We start from the raw sequence: 19,250 nt of genomic DNA on the forward strand, positions 1-19,250 counted from the left end.
AAATTTTTCTTGGCTATTTCCAATGTGAATTTACTATAAGAAAGATTGCTCATATAGGACAAGTTATTTCAGTTATCAGTTATCAGTTATCAGTCAAAAGTCAAAAGTAATCTCTGACTGAGTGGTAATTTCCTAAGCTATGCTTCGACGAATATAATTATTACTGAATTACAGGGCAACTACGGTTAGATTGCCCCTACATTTTTATTCCTTAATTATGGAATCCCGATACTCTAATTATCAATGTCGCTTCTAGTGCAGGACTTCCTTATAAGCGGGCAAATAAACCACTACTACCAAACTCACTATTACTGCCTTTTTGGTTGTTAAACAAATTGCCTTTGGTCTAATTGTAAACAATTGAGCCAGGAATTTTAGTTGAATAAAAAGTCATGTGTATAGGCGAACAAATCCATTTAACTCTTACTATATCAGAATTTTGGTGAGGATGCAACGGAAATTCCTTTGAGCCGCGATTTTTTCTGGAGCTTCAGACAATGAAAATGTTGGTGCTAAATTTAGGAGGAGAAAGATAAGACAAGATGAGCGTAGTTATAGCAATTGGAGAATTTTTTTTATCAAAATAATTGGGTCGCGCAACCCCGCCTTGATTGGCGATCAGGTTTTTGGAGCCTTGCTCAAATCCCCATTACAAAAATAACTTCTCAGTCCGAATGCTGCACAAACACACTTCTAATTTCTGACGAATTAATCCTTCTGCTGTAGCGATCGCTCCAACCAATTAAAGTATGACAAAGTAATCAGAAAATTATCATTACCGACAAATTTTGGGTATGCGCCTCTCCTTTTCAGGGGATAAAAAAAAGAGAATATTCGCCAAGGTCAAGCCTCCTGATTGCAGAGGTACTGATAACTGATAACTTAAATGACCTTCTGTTCTACTTTCTTCAAGGGAGCGCAAAATAAATTTCAAAAACAAAACTAAATTGCGACCCTTTTGCATAATTTATACTAATTAAATTTATTTTTAATATTATTTATATTAATCAAAATCGCCTCGTTTTTCGCTAATTATTACAAAATATTTCACGAACTTGCGTTATTTCAGGGATTTGTATCATACTCTGTACATTAAGATATGATGCTAATGTTATATTTAAATTCAAAAAAAGACCTTTTCAAGAAAGCTATAACCTTGTATTTACGTTAATTGCATCTCAAATATGCTAATTTTCAGCAGAGTTAGATAATTTCAAAAAAACAAATTTTGAACAAGTATAAATGCCTAAGTAATTCTAGCTATTGACAAATAGTAGATAAATGTAAGATGTAAATTTCAGACACTCAATATGGGTAGTCCTGCATATGTTATCATTAATCCTACTATGAGTAAATTAACTTTGACACTAAAACTACCTTTTTATCGCCTTAATGCTTGTAAAGCTGCTGAATTTGAGCGCCTTACTTTGCTCAATACTGAAGTAGCTAATACATTGCTAAGTGTTGATAAATCAGTTCGTCGCAAGTATACAAGCAAGGATTTTCATCATGTTGAAATTGGTTCAATGTGGATTAATCAAACTATTAGGAATACTTGTGCTCAAACCAAGGTGACAAAGTTTAAACGTTTGCCAATAGAAGTCAATAACCAAGGATATAGCGTTAATCGTGGCTGGTGATTTATTTACAGTTTCTCTGAGTCTATATCGAGGCCAGAGAAAACGAATACCTTTAACAGTTCATTCAGCTTCACACCAAAAAACTTTAGAAAAAATTATTAATGGAGATGCAGCCCTAGGCTCTCTCAAAATTTCCAAATCTAGGAAAGGTATTTGGTATGCACTAATCTCGGTATCTATGGATGTTCCGGAGCCTGGATTAGTTAATGGTTGGATTGGAGTTGATAGAGGTCAAAATAATATAGCAATGGCAGCATTACCATTAAGTTTTGGCAAGTTTTGGAGCGGTAAACAAGTAAAAAGCTTAAGACGCAAATTTCAAAAATTACGCTCCTTACTTCAAGAGTCGAAAAAGCTCAGGAAAGTCAAAGAAATAGAAAGACATGAGCATAGAATTATGACTCATATAAATCATGTCATTTCCAAGCAATTAGTACAATTTGCCAAAGACTACAACATGGGTTTACGGTTTGAGGATTTGTCAGGTATTAGACAAACTTCACTTCAACGTAGAAAAAATAAGTCAGATGCTAGCAAAAACCGAGACCACTGGGCATTTTATCAGCTAGAGTTATTTACTAGGTACAAAGCTAGAGTTGCAGGTGTACCAGTAGAGTCTGTACCAGCACCATACACTAGCAAATCAGACCACCGTAATGGTGTAATAGGTAAAAGAGTTAAACATACTTTTACAGGTTTTGATGGTTACACTTGCAATGCTGATTGGAATGCTTCTCAAAACATTGGTCAATGGCTTGGTTTTTCATGCCCAATGAATCTTCAGAAAGCTTTATCTGTAATGGGTATAGATGATTCAGAGGTAGGGGTCAATGACAGTCCCTCAACTGATGAGAAGTTTAAGCAGGTGGATTCATCCCCTGCTTAAACAACCTTTAGAATCCATGCGGTTTTAACCCGTGGAGTGTCAATTTGGATGATTCTATAGTAGCCATAAACTCACAATTTAAATTAGGAGAAAAAATTTAAGATATGGAAGTTGAAGGAAAGGTGAGGGTATATCAAAAGCTTAAAACTCAGACAACGCCAGATTTTTCCTTCTTCCTTCTTCCTTCTGCTATAGCCCTATATTAAAGCAGCCATCTTCACATCATTAGTTGCCAACAACTCCTGTAACTCATCAGAATCTACAGTCTCCTTGTCAACCAACATCTCAGCTAACTTATCCAAAACATGACGGTTTCCTACCAAAACTTCCTTCGCCCGACGATAAGCTTGCTCTACCAAATTGCGCACCTCATCATCAATAGCAGCAGCAGTTTCCTCAGAAAAATCACGCTCCGCCATAATATCCCTACCTAAGAACATATTACCGTTCTGACGACCAAGAGCAACTGGACCAAGGCGATCGCTCATGCCAAACCGAGTCACCATTTGCCTTGCCACACGAGCGACCTGCTGTAAATCGTTAGAAGCACCAGTAGTGACCTCTTCATCACCAAAAATAATCTCCTCAGCAAGACGACCACCCAAAGCTACAGCCATCTGATTTTGCAGGTAGGCACGAGAATACAAACCAGAGTCCATCCGGTCTTCGCTAGGAGTAAACCAAGTCAAACCACCAGCACGACCGCGAGGAATAATACTAATTTTCTGCACTGGGTCATAATCAGGCATTAACGCTCCGACTAAAGCATGACCAGCTTCGTGATATGCTACAAGTTCCTTACGCTTCTCGCTCATTACTCGGTCTTTCTTTTCTGGACCTGCTAATACCCGGTCAATAGCATCATTAACTTCATCCATAGAGATTTCTGTTAAGTTGCGACGAGCTGCCAGAATAGCTCCCTCATTTAATAGGTTAGACAAATCTGCTCCAGTAAATCCAGGAGTTCGACGAGCAATTTTTTCTAGGTCTACATCTTTAGAGAGACTCTTACCACGAGCATGAACATTGAGAATTTCGAGACGACCTGCATAGTCAGGGCGGTCTACTACTACTTGACGGTCAAAACGACCTGGTCGGAGTAGGGCAGCATCTAGAACATCTGGGCGGTTAGTAGCTGCAATAATAATGATACCTGTATTGCCTTCAAAGCCATCCATTTCGGTAAGTAGCTGGTTGAGGGTTTGTTCTCTTTCATCGTTACCACCACCTAAACCAGCACCCCGTTGACGACCCACCGCATCAATTTCGTCTATAAATACGATACAGGGAGCGTTAGATTTTGCTTGTTCAAATAGGTCGCGGACTCGGGAAGCACCTACACCTACAAACATTTCTACAAATTCTGAACCGGAGATGGAGAAAAATGGTACTCCTGCTTCTCCAGCTACTGCTTTTGCTAATAGGGTTTTACCTGTTCCCGGAGGACCTACTAACAATACTCCTTTGGGAATTTTTGCGCCTACTGCTGTGAAGCGATCAGCATTTTTGAGGAAGTCTACTACTTCTGTTAGTTCTAGTTTGGCTTGTTCAATACCTGCTACGTCGCCGAATGTGACTTGGGTTTGGGGTTCCATTTGGACTCTTGCTTTGGATTTGCCAAAGTTCATTGCTTGGCTACCAGGTCCACTTTGGGCACGACGTAGTAGGAAAAATAGTCCCACTAATAATAGGACGGGGAAGAATAAACTACTTAATGCTCTAACCCAGAAACCTTCTTCACTTTGGGGCAGTACGGAGATGTCTACGTTGTTTTTGGTGAGGATGTTTATTAGGTCGGGGTCGTTGGGTAGATTAACGCGGACTATACTACCGTCGGCGACTTTGACTCGTGCTGCTGTACGGTCGGCGCTGATACTGACTTTGTCTACGTTTTTGGTTTCTACCTGCTGAATAAATTGACTATATTTCCAGGTTTCGTTGGTTTGGGGTTGTTGATCGAAGAATGCTGTTGCTAAGGCGATGACTACTATTGCTAATAGGGCATATAGGCCAGCATTTCTCCACCTTTTATTATTCACTGGGGTTGCTCCTTCTTATCTTTTTATACTATTGGGACTATTTTTTAATCCTGGTATATTAACTTATGTTAACTGATTTCTAATATAATATCACAGTAGTTCAAAGTCAAAAGTCAAAAGTCAAAAGTTAGAAGTCAAAAGTTAGAAGTTAGAAGTCAAAAGTTAGAAGTCAAAAGTCAAAAGTTAGAAGTTATTTTTGTAACGGGGAAACGAAGTCAAAAGTCAAAAGTCAGAAGTCAGAAGTTATTTTTGTAACGGGGATTTGAGCAAGGTTCCAAGAATATTTCGCCTTAAAAGGTGGGGTTGCGTGACCCAATTATTTTGATAATGTTGTTTGGTAATTAAGTAAACAGTCATTTCAGTTATTAGTTATTAGTTATTAGTACTTGCTGTAATAGGGAGGCAAGAGAATACGGAGTTCTCTTTTTTGTTGGTCTGATGGATATGGCGTTCTCTTGAGGACTGGAGGGAAGGGAGACTTCATCCCTACCGCTTACTCCTTACTATCTCTTTTCTGGAGTAGTTTCAATGAGTAGTTCTCATAATTTTTGGCTATCTGTAGGTTATCTTAAGTAAACTCTTGTTTCTTTGCTTTATTTCTTTAATAGCTAGCTGAGAGTTATGGATTTATACTATTCTGATTTTGTATTATCAAGTTGGTAATTGGATGTAGAAGTTTTTTCTATAGTAATTACCAAGAAGTGTGAGGTACAAAATTCCTTTTTTACGTGGGAGTAGGGAATAGAAAATAAGAAAAAAATTTTAAGTAAGCAGACAAAATTATTTATATATAAGTTTGTTGTTAATCTTTTGATGGCTCTATAAAATAGCAATCAAAGGGGAAAAAAGAAATAATATTTCCTTATATTCAATCAAGAACGGTTTTAACCACAGGTGGTTATCCATTATCAATTAATGAACTCACCTCAATAAGTTGAAAAACGCTATATCAGTTTCCTTTAGTTTTCAACACACTAAATACTAATGCTCAAATAATATGACTAATTTGAACTATCTAGAAACTTCAGGATGGCTCAATTCATTAAAAGAAGGAAAGTCTATAGATTACAATTATTATCCTCTTCCTTGGTATTCTTATCCTTCTATTGAATTTATTGAAGATAAGTTAAAGGGTGATTTTCGAGTGTTTGAATATGGGAGCGGACAGTCAAGTTTTTGGTATGCTGACCGAGTTAAGGAGGTGGTTTCTGTAGAACATAATCCTGATTATTTTGCCTATATTTCAACTTGTATTCCTCAAAATGTGAAGCTATTTTTGAGGGAAGATAGGCAAAGATATGTTGAGGAAATTCAGAATTATGAGAATGGTTATTTTGATGTGATTATCATTGATGGAATTGAGAGAATTAAATGTGCTGAAATATGTGGTGAAAAATTATCTAAAAATGGCTGGATAGTATTTGATAATTCGGATAGAGAGGAAAATGATAGGGGAGTAATTTTGCTTCATCATCAAGGATTTAAACGTATTGATTTTTATGGTTTAGTACCTAGTCAAAGATATAAAAGCTGTACTTCTATTTTTTTTAAAAGTGATGATTTTTTATCGGATTTAAAATTACCTAGTCAAAAGCAGTCTTGCTTGGGTATTTCTTTGGGTCAAGGTGAAGCAAGATCTAAAAGAAAAAATAAAAATCTAGACAGTCAAGATCATCAGATTTTGGCTTATTACAAAGCTATTAAAAATCAACCTTATGCTGCTGAAGCTTATCAGGGATTAGGGGATTTTTATTATTCTAAAGGTCAAATTGAAAAATCTATTCGTTCTTATAAAAAAGCAATAAAATTACAACCAAACTTGGCAATAGTTTATGCAAAACTAGGCAAAATTTATTCCCAAAAAGGTCAGCTAGAACAGGCGATCGCTTACTATCAAGAAGTTATTACACTTGAACCAAAATCGGCAGGTATATATTGGAGTATTGGTGAGATTTTACAGCAACAAGGTAGATTATTTGAGGCTAATATTTATCAGCAAAAGGCATTAGAAATAAAACCTGATTTAATGAGAAAATCTTATGCTTTGAATCAGCTAGATCTTAAACTTGCTTCTTACTTAACTTGGGAAAATGGATTTTTTGAGGAAAAAGTAATTGAGATATTTCCCAGAATTAAAAGTTTCTCAGCATTCAGTACTCAGCACTCAGCTATCAGCTTTCTTACCTGATAAGCATTTAGCACTCAGCATTCAGCTATCAGTTTTTATTACTTTGAAAGGAGAAAAAAATCATGGAAATATTTTCCAGAATTAAAAGTTTCTCAGGATTCAGCACTCAGGTATCAGCTATCAACTTTTATTACTTTAGTAAGCATTTAGCACTCAGCAGTCAGCTATCAGCTTTTATTACTTTGAAAGGAGAAAAAATCATGGAAATATTTTCCAGAATTAAAAGTTTCTCAGGATTCAGCACTCAGGTATCAGCTATCAACTTTTATTACTTTAGTAAGCATTTAGCACTCAGCAGTCAGTTATCAGTTTTGATTACTTTGAAAGGAGAAAAAATCATGGAAATATTTTCCAGAATTAAAAGTTTCTCAGGATTAAGTAGTGAGATATCAGCTATCAACTTTATTACCGAAAAATCTTGGTCTAAAGCCTCCTCTTTTAAGGAAAAAAAAAGAGAATTTCGTATTTAAAGCCTCTTTATTACAGAGGTACTGATAACTGATAACTGAAATGACTTTCTCCTTCTTAAACAAATCTTTAGTTGAACTTGATTTATCTGTAGATTTATCTACTTTATTCCTTCTTATCTCTTCCTTCTTCCTTCTTCCTTCTTTCCTATTAAACTAAAAATGACTCAATTTCAATTAACAACTCCTGTAGTTATAATTATATTTAATCGTCCAGATACAACAGAAAAAGTATTTCAAGTAATTCGTCAAGTAAAACCTCCTCAATTATTTGTAATAGCTGATGCTCCTCGCCACAATAAATCAGGAGAAATTGAGAAGTGTATGGCAGCAAGAAAGATAATTAACCAAGTTGATTGGAAGTGCGAAGTTTTCACTAATTATGCTGAAATTAATTTAGGTTGTAGAAAGCGTATTTATACTGGATTAAACTGGGTTTTTAGCTTAGTAAAATCAGCAATTATTTTGGAAGATGATTGTGTGCCCCATCTCACATTTTTTCAATTTTGTCAGGAGTTATTAGAAAGATATCAAGATAATAATCAAGTAATGGCTATATCTGGAGATAATTTTCAGTTTGGTAATAATCCCACAGAATATAGTTATTATTTTTCTCATTATTCTCATTGTTGGGGTTGGGCAACTTGGCAAAGAGCATGGAAAAATTATGATAATCAGATGCAATTATGGTCGAAACTTAAAGATAGTAAATGGTTAGAAAATATCCTGCAAAATAGTCATGCAGTTCAATATTGGTCAGAAATTTTTCAGAAGAATTATCAAGGGTTTAATTCTTGGGCTTATGCTTGGATGTTTGCCTGTTGGAATCATCATAGTTTAACTATTTTACCTAGGTTTAATTTAGTTTCTAATATTGGTTTTGGTGGGGAAGCTACTCACACTTCAAGTGTAAATAGATTTGCTAATATGTCTGTGGAGGAAATGATTTTTCCTTTGAATCATCCTGCTTCTATTATTCGTAATATTCAAGCTGACAATTTTACAGAAAAAATAATGTTTAGTGGTAGTTTACAGGTTCAAAATATTCATTGCAAAGTTTGTGGTTCTATTTCTCATAAGTTTGATACGGCTCAAGTTTTAAATAAATATAAGGTTGACTATTTTCAATGTTCTAATTGTCAGTTCATACAAACGGAAAATCCTTATTGGTTAGGTGAAGCTTATGAGGAAGCAATTGCTGATAGTGATGTGGGTTTAGTATCTAGAAATCAGAATTTTTCTTTGATTACAGAAAATTTGATTCTGAACTTTTTTAATACTGATGATAAGTTCTTAGATTATGGTTGTGGGTATGGTTTATTTGTCCGTATGATGCGTGACTTAGGATTAGATTTTTATGGATATGATAGGTATTGCCAAAATATTTTTTATCAAGGATGGGAAGGCGATATAGATGGGGAGGAAAAATATGAATTAGTGACAGCTTTTGAAGTGTTTGAACATTTCATAAATCCTTTGGCAGAGATTGAGAAGATACTGCAAAAAACTAGAAATATTTTGTTTAGTACAAAGCTATTGCCGCCTGATAATCCTCATGTTAATGATTGGTGGTATTATGTTCCGGAGGAGGGTCAACATATTTCGATATATAGCAAAAAAGCATTATCTATAATTGCTCAAAAGTTTCAACTTAATTTATGTTCGGATGGAGAATATCTGCATCTATTAACTGAGAAAAATTTATCAATTTCTGAGTTTTTCAGCATCTTTAGGGTGGGTAGATATAAACCTGAAAAAAGGAAAGAAGCTTTAACGGAGTTAGACCATGAAAAGGTTATAGAAAGAAAAGCGAAATATCAGCAGCAGCTAACCGAGGTAGACTCTCAAAATATTCTAGAAAGAAAGCCAAAATCTCAGCATCAGCTAACTGAGGTAGACTCTAAAAATTTGACAGAAAGAAAATCGAAATATCAGCAGCAACTAACTGAGTTAACCTCTGAAAATCTGACAGAAAGAAAATCGAAATATCAGCAGCAACTAACTGAGTTAACCTCTGAAAATCTGACAGAAAGAAAATCGAAATATCAGCAGCAACTAACTGAGTTAACCTCTGAAAATATTGCAGAAAGAAAAGCGAAAAGTCAGCATCAACTAAGTGAGTTAACCTCTGAAAATCTGACAGAAAGAAAATCGAAAAGTCAGCAGCAGCTAACCGAGGTAAACTCTGAAAATATTCTAGAAAGAAAAGCGAAAAGTCAGCAGCAACTAACCGAGTTAGACTATGAAAATATTCTAGAAAGAAAATCAAAAATTCAGCAGCAATTAGATTTAAAGATTTTGATAGATGGTGTATTTTTCCAAATAAATAATACAGGTATCGCTCGTGTCTGGAAGTCTTTGTTGGAAGTATGGTCAAAAGATAGTTTTGCTAAAAATATTTTAGTGCTTGACAGAGCAAAAACTGCACCTAAAATTCCCGGCATAAAATATCGTGTTATCCCTGGATATAATTACGGCAGAATAGATGCAGACCGTCAAATTTTGCAGCAAATATGTGATGAAGAAAATGCTGATATTTTCATTTCTACTTATTACACAACACCTATCTTAACGCCATCTATATTTATGGCTTATGATATGATTCCAGAAGTTTTAGCTAAAAATCTTGATAACCCTTCATGGCAAGAAAAACATCGTAGTATTAAACAGGCAATTTCTTATATTGCAATTTCAGAAAATACAGCTCGTGATTTAGTAAAATATTTTCCTCAAATACCTGAAAATTCTATCAGAGTAGCTCCCTGCGGAATTGAACCTAAATTTTCTAGAGCGACCCCTCAAGAAGTTACTAATTTTCAGTTGAAATATAACATTAATCGCCCATACTTTTTGATAGTAGGTGAGAGAATAGGTTGGCTTGGTTATAAAAATATTATCTTGTTCTTTCAAGCTTTTGCTAAATTACAAAAGTCTCCAGAATTTGAGATTGTTTGTATAGGGGGAAATAGAAAATTAGAGCCAGAATTAAGCCAATATATTTCAGATAGTAAAATTCATTTATTACAACTGAGTGACCAAGAATTAAAATCGGCTTACTCTGGAGCGATCGCTTTAGTTTATCCATCAAAATATGAAGGTTTTGGACTGCCTATTTTAGAAGCAATGGCTTGTGGTTGTCCAGTTATTACTTGTAAAAATGCTTCAATTCCAGAAGTTGCCGCAAGAGCAGCTTTATATATTAATGATAATGATGTTAATGGATTGGTAAATGCTTTGGGTGAAGTGCAAAAATCAGAAGTTCGGCAACAATTAATAACTGCTGGTTTAGCACAAGCTAAAAAGTTTTCTTGGTCTCAAATGGCTAAGATTATGACTGATGTATTTATTCAGACTTTCGATCAGATTAAAGTGGAGAGATTATCTGTTATGGAAGATAGGAAAAATTTAGACAAAATTCAATTTCAAATAAATCACGAGCAGTTGCAAATGCAGCGTCATTTTTGGAATGTTAATTCTATCGATGAAGCTATGTTTGGGCAAGTGTTAGCTTACAGTGGAATGGATAAACTTTCCTCAGAAGAAAAAAAGCAAACTTGGGAAAAGTCAATAGAAATTTGGGTGCCACAAATTCTGGAGGGTATCCCTGTTAAACCAGAGTGGAAAGTATTAGAAATCGGTTGTGGTGTTGGTCGTCTTATTAAGTATTTACGAGAAAAATTTGCACGGGTAGATGGTGTAGATATTTCGGAAAATATGATTCAATTCGCTAAACAATATTTAGCTGATGGGAAACAGAATGGGGAGGTATTTGTTAATAATGGCTATGATTTACAAGAGTTGTCTGATGAATATTATGATTTTGTTTTTTCGACGATAATTTTTCAGCATATCCGTTCTATTTCTATTGTCAAAAGTTATTTCCGAGAAATATTTCGGGTTTTGAAACCGGGAGGATATTTGAGAATTCAAGTACATGACCACAGCGCTGAAAGTTTAGGAAATTTTGATGAGGAAGGGGCAAAAGATCAACAATATTATTTTTCTGGCAATGCTTATACTGAAGAAAAATTAAAAGATTTATTAATGGCAGCGGGGTTTAATTTAGTTTCTTTAAAATCTGCTAAACCTTGGATTTGGGCAACGGTAAGACGAGAACAACAAGTAGAAGTAGGTGTAGAAAAATTTCCTCAAATAGCTACTCTTAAAAATAATCAAATGGGTATTGAATATCCAGAAATTAATCCATTGCCAGATAATAACCATCGACCGTTTTGGTCTGTGATTATTCCTACTTATAAAAAGGTCAAATATTTAGAGCAAACTCTCAAGAGTGTATTGCAACAAGCTCCTGCTCCAGAAGAAATGCAGATAGAAGTCGTAAATGATTGTCCAGACCATAAAATTCAAGTTGAAATAGAAGCAATTGTCCGAAAGGTAGGGGGAGAAAGAGTTAATTTTTATCGACATTTTCCACAAGATATTGGTCAAGCTCCGATTTTTAATATTTGTCTACAAAGAGCAAAAGGATATTGGATTCATCTACTCCATGATGATGATTTTGTCTTGCCTGGTTTTTATGAAAAATTACGTCGTGGAATTGAACAAAATACAACAGTAGGAGCAGCATTTTGTCGCCACTATTATATAGATGAATATGACCAGAAAAAGTATTTGTCTGTGTTGGAAAGAAAAACTCCAGGTATTATAGAAAATTTCTTAGAAAAAATTACTATTGAGCAACGAATTCAAGTTGTGGGGATGGTAGTAAAACGTAAGGTTTATGAAAATTTAGGAGGTTTTTGTTCCCAGGCAGATTCGGCGGCTGATTGGGAAATTTGGAAGCGAATAACTGCTTTTTATCCTATTTGGTTTGAACCGGAAATTTTGGCTTGTTTCCGTTTACATTCCTCCTCGGAAACTTCCCGCTTAATGCAGTCTGGCGGTAATATAGAAAATGCTCGGAAAGCTATAGAAATTACTCAAACTTATTTACCAATAAAAATGGCTGAAAAATTATCTAATCAAGCTAGGGAACATTATGCAATTGAAGCAATAAAAATGGCTGCTTCTATGTTGAAAGGAGGAAATACTAATGGAGCGATAGCTCAAATTCGTGAAGGTCTTAAATGTAGTCAATCTCCTTCTGTAGTTAATTTACTTATCTCTGTTTTGGTCAGTGGGGAAACAGATTTAATTAAGACACCAAATCAGTCAGTCAATTCTCCAAAACCTCAGTCTATAGAACAACAAAAAGTTGTTCCTACTGTTAAAACTAATTTATTACCATCTCTGACAGAAATAAATCAGAATATTCAGCTTTATCAGCAAAACCAGTTGGATGAATCAGCATTAGTTAGATTGCAAGAAATCAGAAAGCAAATTGCAGAATACTGGCTGAATATTCAAACTTCGGAAGAACTCAAAAATATTTACTTGGGAGAATTTGGTCAAGCACATAAAGCATTATTAGCAAGTGGTATTAAAGACGAAACTTTAACTGAAATAGAACAAAGATTTGTAGACAAAATAAAAACTAATATTGCCAAAGGATTTAACCAACCTTTAGGCATTCAGTATTTATTGGCAGGAATGCTTTATCAAAGAGCAGATCGACTAGAAATTAAATACGAAAAAGCTCCCATACCTAGCTGGTTCGCTACAGACTATTTAAAATTTATGTTTGCCTCTCCCGAACTTTTTCAAGAAATAGGAGAAACAGATAATTATCATAATTTTCTAGTAGGATGGTTGAATTATGTGCATAACAATATATCCACTAATCCAGACTCAGAATTATGGCAAGTTATCGCCTGGTTTTTTGTGGAAAATGCTAATTGGATTCCTCTATATTTTACCACTACCCCCAATTTAAAAAATCTCTACATCAAGCGTGCAGAAATTATCGAATTTGCTCTAAAAAAACGTGGGTTAGAGTTAGATTATAAGATGAACGACCGCCCATTTAACCGCCAAAAAATTCGCTTAGGAATTCTCAAAGATCATTATTCTCCCCAAACAGAAACATATTCCTTACTACCAGTATTCGAGTATTTAGACCGGAGTAAATTCGAGGTATTTCTTTATGCAATAAAATCTAACGGACATCCCTTAGAAAAATATTGCCAAAGTCACGCCGATAAGTTTCTACAACTACCAGAAGAATTGAAAAGTCAAGCACAAATTATTCGCAACGACAACCTTGATATTCTATTTATTGGCTCTAATATTACTGCTACTATCAAAAATTCTACCTTGCTGGCAATACACAAACTGGCCAGAATACAAATTACATCCATCAATTCTCCCACTACCACCGGGATGCACTCCATAGATTACTATATCTCCGGCAAAATTACTGCACCAACAGATACAACCCAAGAACATTACACAGAAAAACTGGCCAACCTAGAAGGTTCCGGACTATGTTTCCGATACGCGATCGCCGACCCTCCCTCAGGAGTAAAACCAATTCGCTCTAGTTGGGGGGCAACCGACCAAACCACCATATTTATTTCTGGGGCTAATTTCTACAAAATTATACCGGAGATGCGGGAGACTTGGGCCAAAATTCTAGCAAAAGTGCCCAATTCCATTTTAGTCTTGTATCCTTTTAATCCTAACTGGACTAATTCTTATCGAGTTGCCCCTTTTATCAAACAGATGCGGTCTGTTTTAAAACGTCATGGTATCGACAGTAAGCGCTTGGTCGTAATTAAAGCATTACCAAGTAAAGCAGATATCAAAGAATGTTTGAAATTAGCGGATATTTATTTAGACTCTTTCCCTTACGGTGGTGCAACCTCTCTGGTCGATCCACTTATGGTTGGACTCCCACCAGTAGTTGTTGAAGGAAATGCTTTAAGGTTTCGACAAGCATCAGCATTACTGAGAGAGATAAAGATGGACGATCTTATTGCTGATGGGGAAGAAAGTTATATTAATTTAGCAGTGAAACTAGCAACTAATCCTCAGTTACGTCAACAAAAGCGGCAAGAAATTCTGGAAAAAATTGAGCAAAACCCTTCATTTTTAGACAGTCTTAGTTACTCTACACAGATAGGTAAATTATTTCAAGGATTATTCCAAGAATGGGAAAATATTCACGCGCCAAAAACTATAGAATCTACAGATAAAAATTCTTTAACTTCTGAATTTATCAATCGTTTGATTGGTTGTGTGAATCTCTACGAAATTGACCCTACTGACCAATCTTTAATAGAAGAATTACGTCAAATTCGTAAACAAATAGCTGATTTTTGGTTAGCTGTAGCTCCCAAAGAATTAGAAAATACTTATCAAGGCAAAATTAGACAAGCATATCAAGCTTTATTAAAAAGTGGAATTCAAAACGAACCTCAAACCGAAGACGAACAAAAATTTCTCAAAGAATTAGCTGAGACAAGTATGGGTTTAACTAATCCAAAAGCTATCAATACATTTTTAGGAGCAATGTTATATTTTCCTCCAAGCAAAATGTTAGTCCGAGATGCTAAAAATCGTTTGCCTCAGTGGTTGATAGAAGATTATAAACAGATATTTGAAAGTCGAGAAGTTGCCCAGAAGTTGGAAAAAACTTTTAAATCTAAATCGCCTCATCTACCAGAAAATTCTCCAGTCACAACTGCTGAAGTTAGACCAGAAAAAAATGTAGTTTTAACAGCAAATAAAACAGATAATTTAGACATTTCACAGCAAAAATTTATCAATCAATTATTGGGAAGTGTAAATCTTTACTATATTGACCCATCTGATGAATCTGTGGTTCAAGAGCTGCGTCAAATCAGAAAACAAATGGCAGATTTTTGGATAAATTTAGAACCGCAAAAACTAGAAACTTTTTACTTGGGTGAAATGGGTAAAGGTTATCAAGCATTACTCAGTAGCGGAATCCAAAATCAAACTTTAACTAATAACGAACAAACATTTTTACAACAGTTAGCTACTCAACTTGCCAAAGGAATAGAAGCGCCGAAAGCTATAAATTATTTATTGGCAGCAATGTTATATTGTCGTTCTGAACAGTTACGAATCGAAGATATAACTAAATTGCCTCAATGGTTACTAGAAGATTATCAAAAATTTGTAGGAAATAGTTGAATAAGGGAGTAGGGGAGTAGGGGAGCGGAGGAGTAGGGGAGTGGGGAAGTACGGGAGAAGTAAATATAAGAGAATAATTAATATTAACTAGCTAATAATTATCAAAAATGTCATTGCCCCTGTATTAATTACTTAGGGTTTGCTGAAAAAGTCTTTTTTAAAGAGTAGGGGAGCGGGGGAGTAGGGGAGAATTTTTTTGCCCAACTCTTGCTAAAAATGCTAACTTTTTGAGCATGAAGAGCTGAAAACCATGTACTTTTTCAATACCTAAAAAGGCTAAAACCTTTATCTGGTAATTATTTAAGATTTAATCAGCAAACCCTACTTAATAATTGAAGTTTTACCTCACACAAGCATTCTTTTTTACCGATAAATTGTGGTCTAAAGTCTCCCCTTTTAAGGGGATAAAAAAAAGAGAATTGCGTATTTTCTTGCTTCCTTATTCCAGAGGTACTGTTAACCTTTGCGTAGCATTCCGATAGGAAAGTTCCTCCGATAGGAGGCTAACTGGTAACTGATAACTGATAACTGATAACTGATAACTGAAATGACCCTTGGTATAACTCCCTATTCAAGCAAAAATTCAATATCATAAGGAACTCCAACAATTTAAAATCCAGGCATTCAAAATTCCTAAATCATTTCGTAAATATGCAATGCCAGAAAAAAATTTGAGACTACTGTAATTCAAAAAAACCTAATTTTATTAATCATGGTTTTTCAATCAAATTATGATAATATCATCATTTAAAAGTAACTTAGTTATCAAAAAACAATTTCTTCAGGAAAATTAACCATGAGTGAATATACTGGCATTACTGATTATTACGATCTTTTAATGACCCAAGGTTATTATGACTATTAAGGAATGGCTATTGCAGTCAATTCTTTCATCAAAAATGGTCACAAAAAAATACTTGAATTGGGTGTAGGAACAGGATTATTAGCCGAAAAATTAAAAGTACTTGCTCCTGAAGCTGAATTTACAGGAGTAGATATTACCTCATCAATGCTCGATATTGCCAGAAAAAGATTGGGGGAATGGGGAAAATTAATAGAAGCAGATGTCTATATTATGGACCTCCAAGAAACTTTTGATATTGCTGTTTCTAGTAGAGGAGTTTGGGTAATAAGTCAACGAGGCGATCGGACCGATCTAGGAAATCATACAAATGAGATTCCTCAAGATATTAAGGGACTAACTAATGTTGCTAAACACCTGTGTCAAGAAGGGTTATTACTGTTGAGTGTTCAAGGAGAACATAAAAGTCATCAACAAAATCTCCCGACAGGAATTGTTTATTCTCAGGAGATAGAAAAAATTGGGGAAAATGATGAAATTGAATCCATTGAGAAAAGTTATTTCTTTAAGAAAGACGGAGAAATATTAGCTCAACAAAAACTTAATTTGAATTACATTAAGCAATGGAAAAAAGAAGAAATTATGGCACAAGCTGGATTTAGTTTTGTTAGTATCCATGAAAGCCAAAAATTTCATGTTTATCGTAAAAAATGAAACATATAATCAAATAATTGTATCCAAATTAAGCATGATACAAATTCCCTATGAAGTTGCATCAAATTTAAAAAAGAAATAGCTGATTTATTGAGACGGATTTTTCAAAAAAATTATCATGCTATAGTTACTAAAAGCCAAATTATTTATTAGGGACTGCACTTTACTCCTGCAAAATTAACAATGAGTCAATATACTAATATCACCGATTATTATGATAGTTTTACTGATTATTACGACCTTTTGATGACCCAAGGCAATTATGATTATCAAGGAATGGCTAATGCAGTCTATTCTTTAATGAAAGATGGCCGGAAAAAAATACTAGAATTAGGTGTAGGAACAGGATTATTTGCTGAAAAATTATTGCCACTTGCTCCCGAAGCTGAATTTACAGGAGTAGATATTACCTTATCAATGCTCGAAATTGCCAGAAAGAGATTAGGAGAATGGGGAAAATTAGTAGAAGCAGATATCTATGATATGAACCTTGAAGAAACTTTTGATATTGCTGTTTCTAGTAGAGGAGTTTGGGTAATAAGTCAACGAGGTGATCGGACTGACTTAAGAAATCATACCAAGGATATTGATGAGGATATTAAGGGATTAATTAATGTTGCTAAACATCTGCGTCAAGATGGATTATTTCTGTTGAGTGTTCAAGGAGAACATAAAAGTCATCAACAAAATCTTCCCACAGGAATTGTTTATTCTCAGGAGATAGAAAAAATTGGGGAAAATGATGAAATTGAATCCATTGAGAAAAGTTATTTTTTTAAGAAAGATGGGGAAATCTTAGCTCAACAAACACTTAAGTTGAATTACATTAAGCAATGGAAAAAAGAAGAAATTATGGAACAAGCTGGATTTAGTTTTGTTAGTATTGATGAGAACAAAAAGTTTCATGTTTATCGCAAAAAGTGAAACAGGCGATCGTTAAATTTTAGGCAGTAGGGAATAATTAATAATTAATAATTAATAATTAATAATTAATAATGTAAGCATTCAGGTCTTGGAGTTGCATTATTCTTGATTTTGTGCATACTCAGTGTTTCAAAACTGAAAACTGTATCTAAGAGTACTAAATAGTCTATAAATGAGACTAAAAGGTTTCTGGAAAGTGATAAATACATAGATATGATTATTTGTCAACCCCAGCACCTGAATAGTTACTTAATAATTAGGGCTTGCTGATTAAATATAAAGCCATTGACAGATAAAGGTAAGTGCCTTGTTATCTCCGGAAAAAGTACAAGGAGTTAGGTCGCCCTTGGTTCCAAAAGGAGCGCATTTTGGAGTAAGTATGGCGGACAAATCAAGGAACCATTATGAACGATAACCTCCTCTATAACTCCCATTTCTCCTGACTCTTAACTACTCCCTACTCCCTACTCCCTTTTTATTAAAATAGTAGATAATTAATTTGATTAAATTTCATTAAATATTATGAGTGTTGTTGCAGCCAGAAAATATTCGGATCGCTTAATGTTTGCCTCTGATAGTATTCGAGTATCCGGTCATTTAAAAGAAAATTATCGTGTTACTGGAGACGAACAAAGTAAACTTTTTGAAATTAATGGTTTAGTTATTGGTGGTGTTGGTTTGATTATGGAATTAAGCTTTATGCAGATTTTTGCCAGAAATCACAAACCCGCAGCGCCAACCGTAGAAGCTGTTTTAGATTTCATTGTTGAATTTTACACTTGGGCTAAATCTAAAGATGATTCTTTTTCTAAGAGAAATGATTATTTAATTGGAATTGAGGGAAAAATTTTCCGCATTTGTGATAGTTATTTAGTGGAAAAAATTAATGAATTTGCGGCTATTGGAGCTGGAGAACATTTTGCTTTAACCGCAATGTATTTAGATAAAAATCCTCAAGAAGCTGTAGAAATCGCTAATGAATTATGTGTTTACTGTTCTCCTCCAATTAATATAATTACTAAACAGCTTAATGCTAATACTTAACGTGGTATAGCTGAATTTAGAATTCAGAATTTAGAATTCATAATTTAGAATTCAGAAGTAATCCCTGACTAAGTTTGAGAATTTATAAATGTCCGCTCCCTATTTGCGTAGTGCTTATAATTGCCTGAAGCTGACAGTTGAATGCTTACCTAAAACCAATCTTCTTGTTCGTTATTTTGTCGTTTATATACCTGACCTTTACTATGAATTACGCGGGTTGTTTCATGCAACTGTTCTTCTGTTAATTCCCATTTTTGCAGAACTTTTTCTAAGTCTCTCTGAATATCTCTCGCACCAGGAAAACCTCGATAACGAATTTTTAATCTTGCCAATTCCGCTAAATTGTAAGGAGTATCTTTTTCTGTTAACAGGGTGTTAACTATTTCGCGGTCTTTATGATATTGAGGATGCTGTTGCTCTTCTGATTTCATAAAAATAAGAAATAAGGGTGTTGCTGAATTAGTGTATGATATTCATTATGCTCAAAA

The 19,250-nt window shown here is 34.6% G+C and carries 10 protein-coding genes; 8 read left to right on the forward strand and 2 right to left on the reverse strand.

What is annotated here, in order from left to right; all coding sequences use genetic code 11:
• Window positions 1-1,310: 1,310 nt before the first annotated feature.
• Complete coding sequence (locus F6K18_RS08645; RefSeq protein ID WP_287520118.1) at window positions 1,311-1,640, forward strand: hypothetical protein; 330 nt, start codon at window positions 1,311-1,313, stop codon at window positions 1,638-1,640.
• Complete coding sequence (locus tag F6K18_RS08650) at window positions 1,630-2,526, forward strand: transposase (protein WP_287520119.1); 897 nt, start codon at window positions 1,630-1,632, stop codon at window positions 2,524-2,526. The genes F6K18_RS08645 and F6K18_RS08650 overlap by 11 nt, the downstream gene beginning before the upstream one ends.
• A gap of 197 nt (window positions 2,527-2,723) precedes the next feature.
• Here F6K18_RS08650 and ftsH3 read toward each other — a convergent pair whose 3' ends face one another.
• Window positions 2,724-4,565 carry an ATP-dependent zinc metalloprotease FtsH3 gene (gene ftsH3 / locus F6K18_RS08655; RefSeq protein ID WP_287520120.1) on the reverse strand — a complete coding sequence of 614 codons (1,842 nt, stop codon included), beginning with the start codon at window positions 4,563-4,565 and terminating at the stop codon, window positions 2,724-2,726.
• 997 nt (window positions 4,566-5,562) lie between these two features.
• Between ftsH3 and F6K18_RS08660 the strand changes: the two genes are divergently transcribed.
• The 6 genes from F6K18_RS08660 (at window position 5,563) to F6K18_RS08685 (ending at window position 18,762) form a co-directional block, all read left to right on the forward strand.
• Window positions 5,563-6,753, forward strand: coding sequence for a tetratricopeptide repeat protein (locus F6K18_RS08660; protein ID WP_287520121.1), 1,191 nt, complete (start codon window positions 5,563-5,565; stop codon window positions 6,751-6,753).
• Window positions 6,754-6,815: 62 nt separating this feature from the next.
• On the forward strand, window positions 6,816-7,223 hold the full coding sequence (locus tag F6K18_RS08665) for a hypothetical protein (protein ID WP_287520123.1): 408 nt from the start codon (window positions 6,816-6,818) through the stop codon (window positions 7,221-7,223).
• 159 nt (window positions 7,224-7,382) lie between these two features.
• The gene (locus F6K18_RS08670) at window positions 7,383-15,278 is read left to right on the forward strand and encodes a methyltransferase domain-containing protein (protein ID WP_287520125.1); all 7,896 of its coding nucleotides are present in this window, start codon (window positions 7,383-7,385) and stop codon (window positions 15,276-15,278) included.
• Between the two features lie 868 nt (window positions 15,279-16,146).
• Window positions 16,147-16,794, forward strand: coding sequence for a class I SAM-dependent methyltransferase (locus tag F6K18_RS08675; RefSeq protein WP_287520129.1), 648 nt, complete (start codon window positions 16,147-16,149; stop codon window positions 16,792-16,794).
• A gap of 183 nt (window positions 16,795-16,977) precedes the next feature.
• Window positions 16,978-17,718 carry a class I SAM-dependent methyltransferase gene (locus tag F6K18_RS08680; RefSeq protein WP_287520131.1) on the forward strand — a complete coding sequence of 247 codons (741 nt, stop codon included), beginning with the start codon at window positions 16,978-16,980 and terminating at the stop codon, window positions 17,716-17,718.
• 522 nt (window positions 17,719-18,240) lie between these two features.
• Complete coding sequence (locus F6K18_RS08685; protein ID WP_287520132.1) at window positions 18,241-18,762, forward strand: hypothetical protein; 522 nt, start codon at window positions 18,241-18,243, stop codon at window positions 18,760-18,762.
• A 149-nt stretch (window positions 18,763-18,911) separates the two neighbouring features.
• Here the strand turns inward: F6K18_RS08685 and F6K18_RS08690 are convergent, their stop codons facing one another.
• The gene (locus F6K18_RS08690; RefSeq protein ID WP_287520134.1) at window positions 18,912-19,193 is read right to left on the reverse strand and encodes a DUF3288 family protein; all 282 of its coding nucleotides are present in this window, start codon (window positions 19,191-19,193) and stop codon (window positions 18,912-18,914) included.
• Between the last annotated feature and the right edge of the window lie 57 nt (window positions 19,194-19,250).

The organism is Okeania sp. SIO2C2, from assembly GCF_010692625.1.
GTDB classification, from domain to species: domain Bacteria; phylum Cyanobacteriota; class Cyanobacteriia; order Cyanobacteriales; family Microcoleaceae; genus Okeania; species Okeania hirsuta.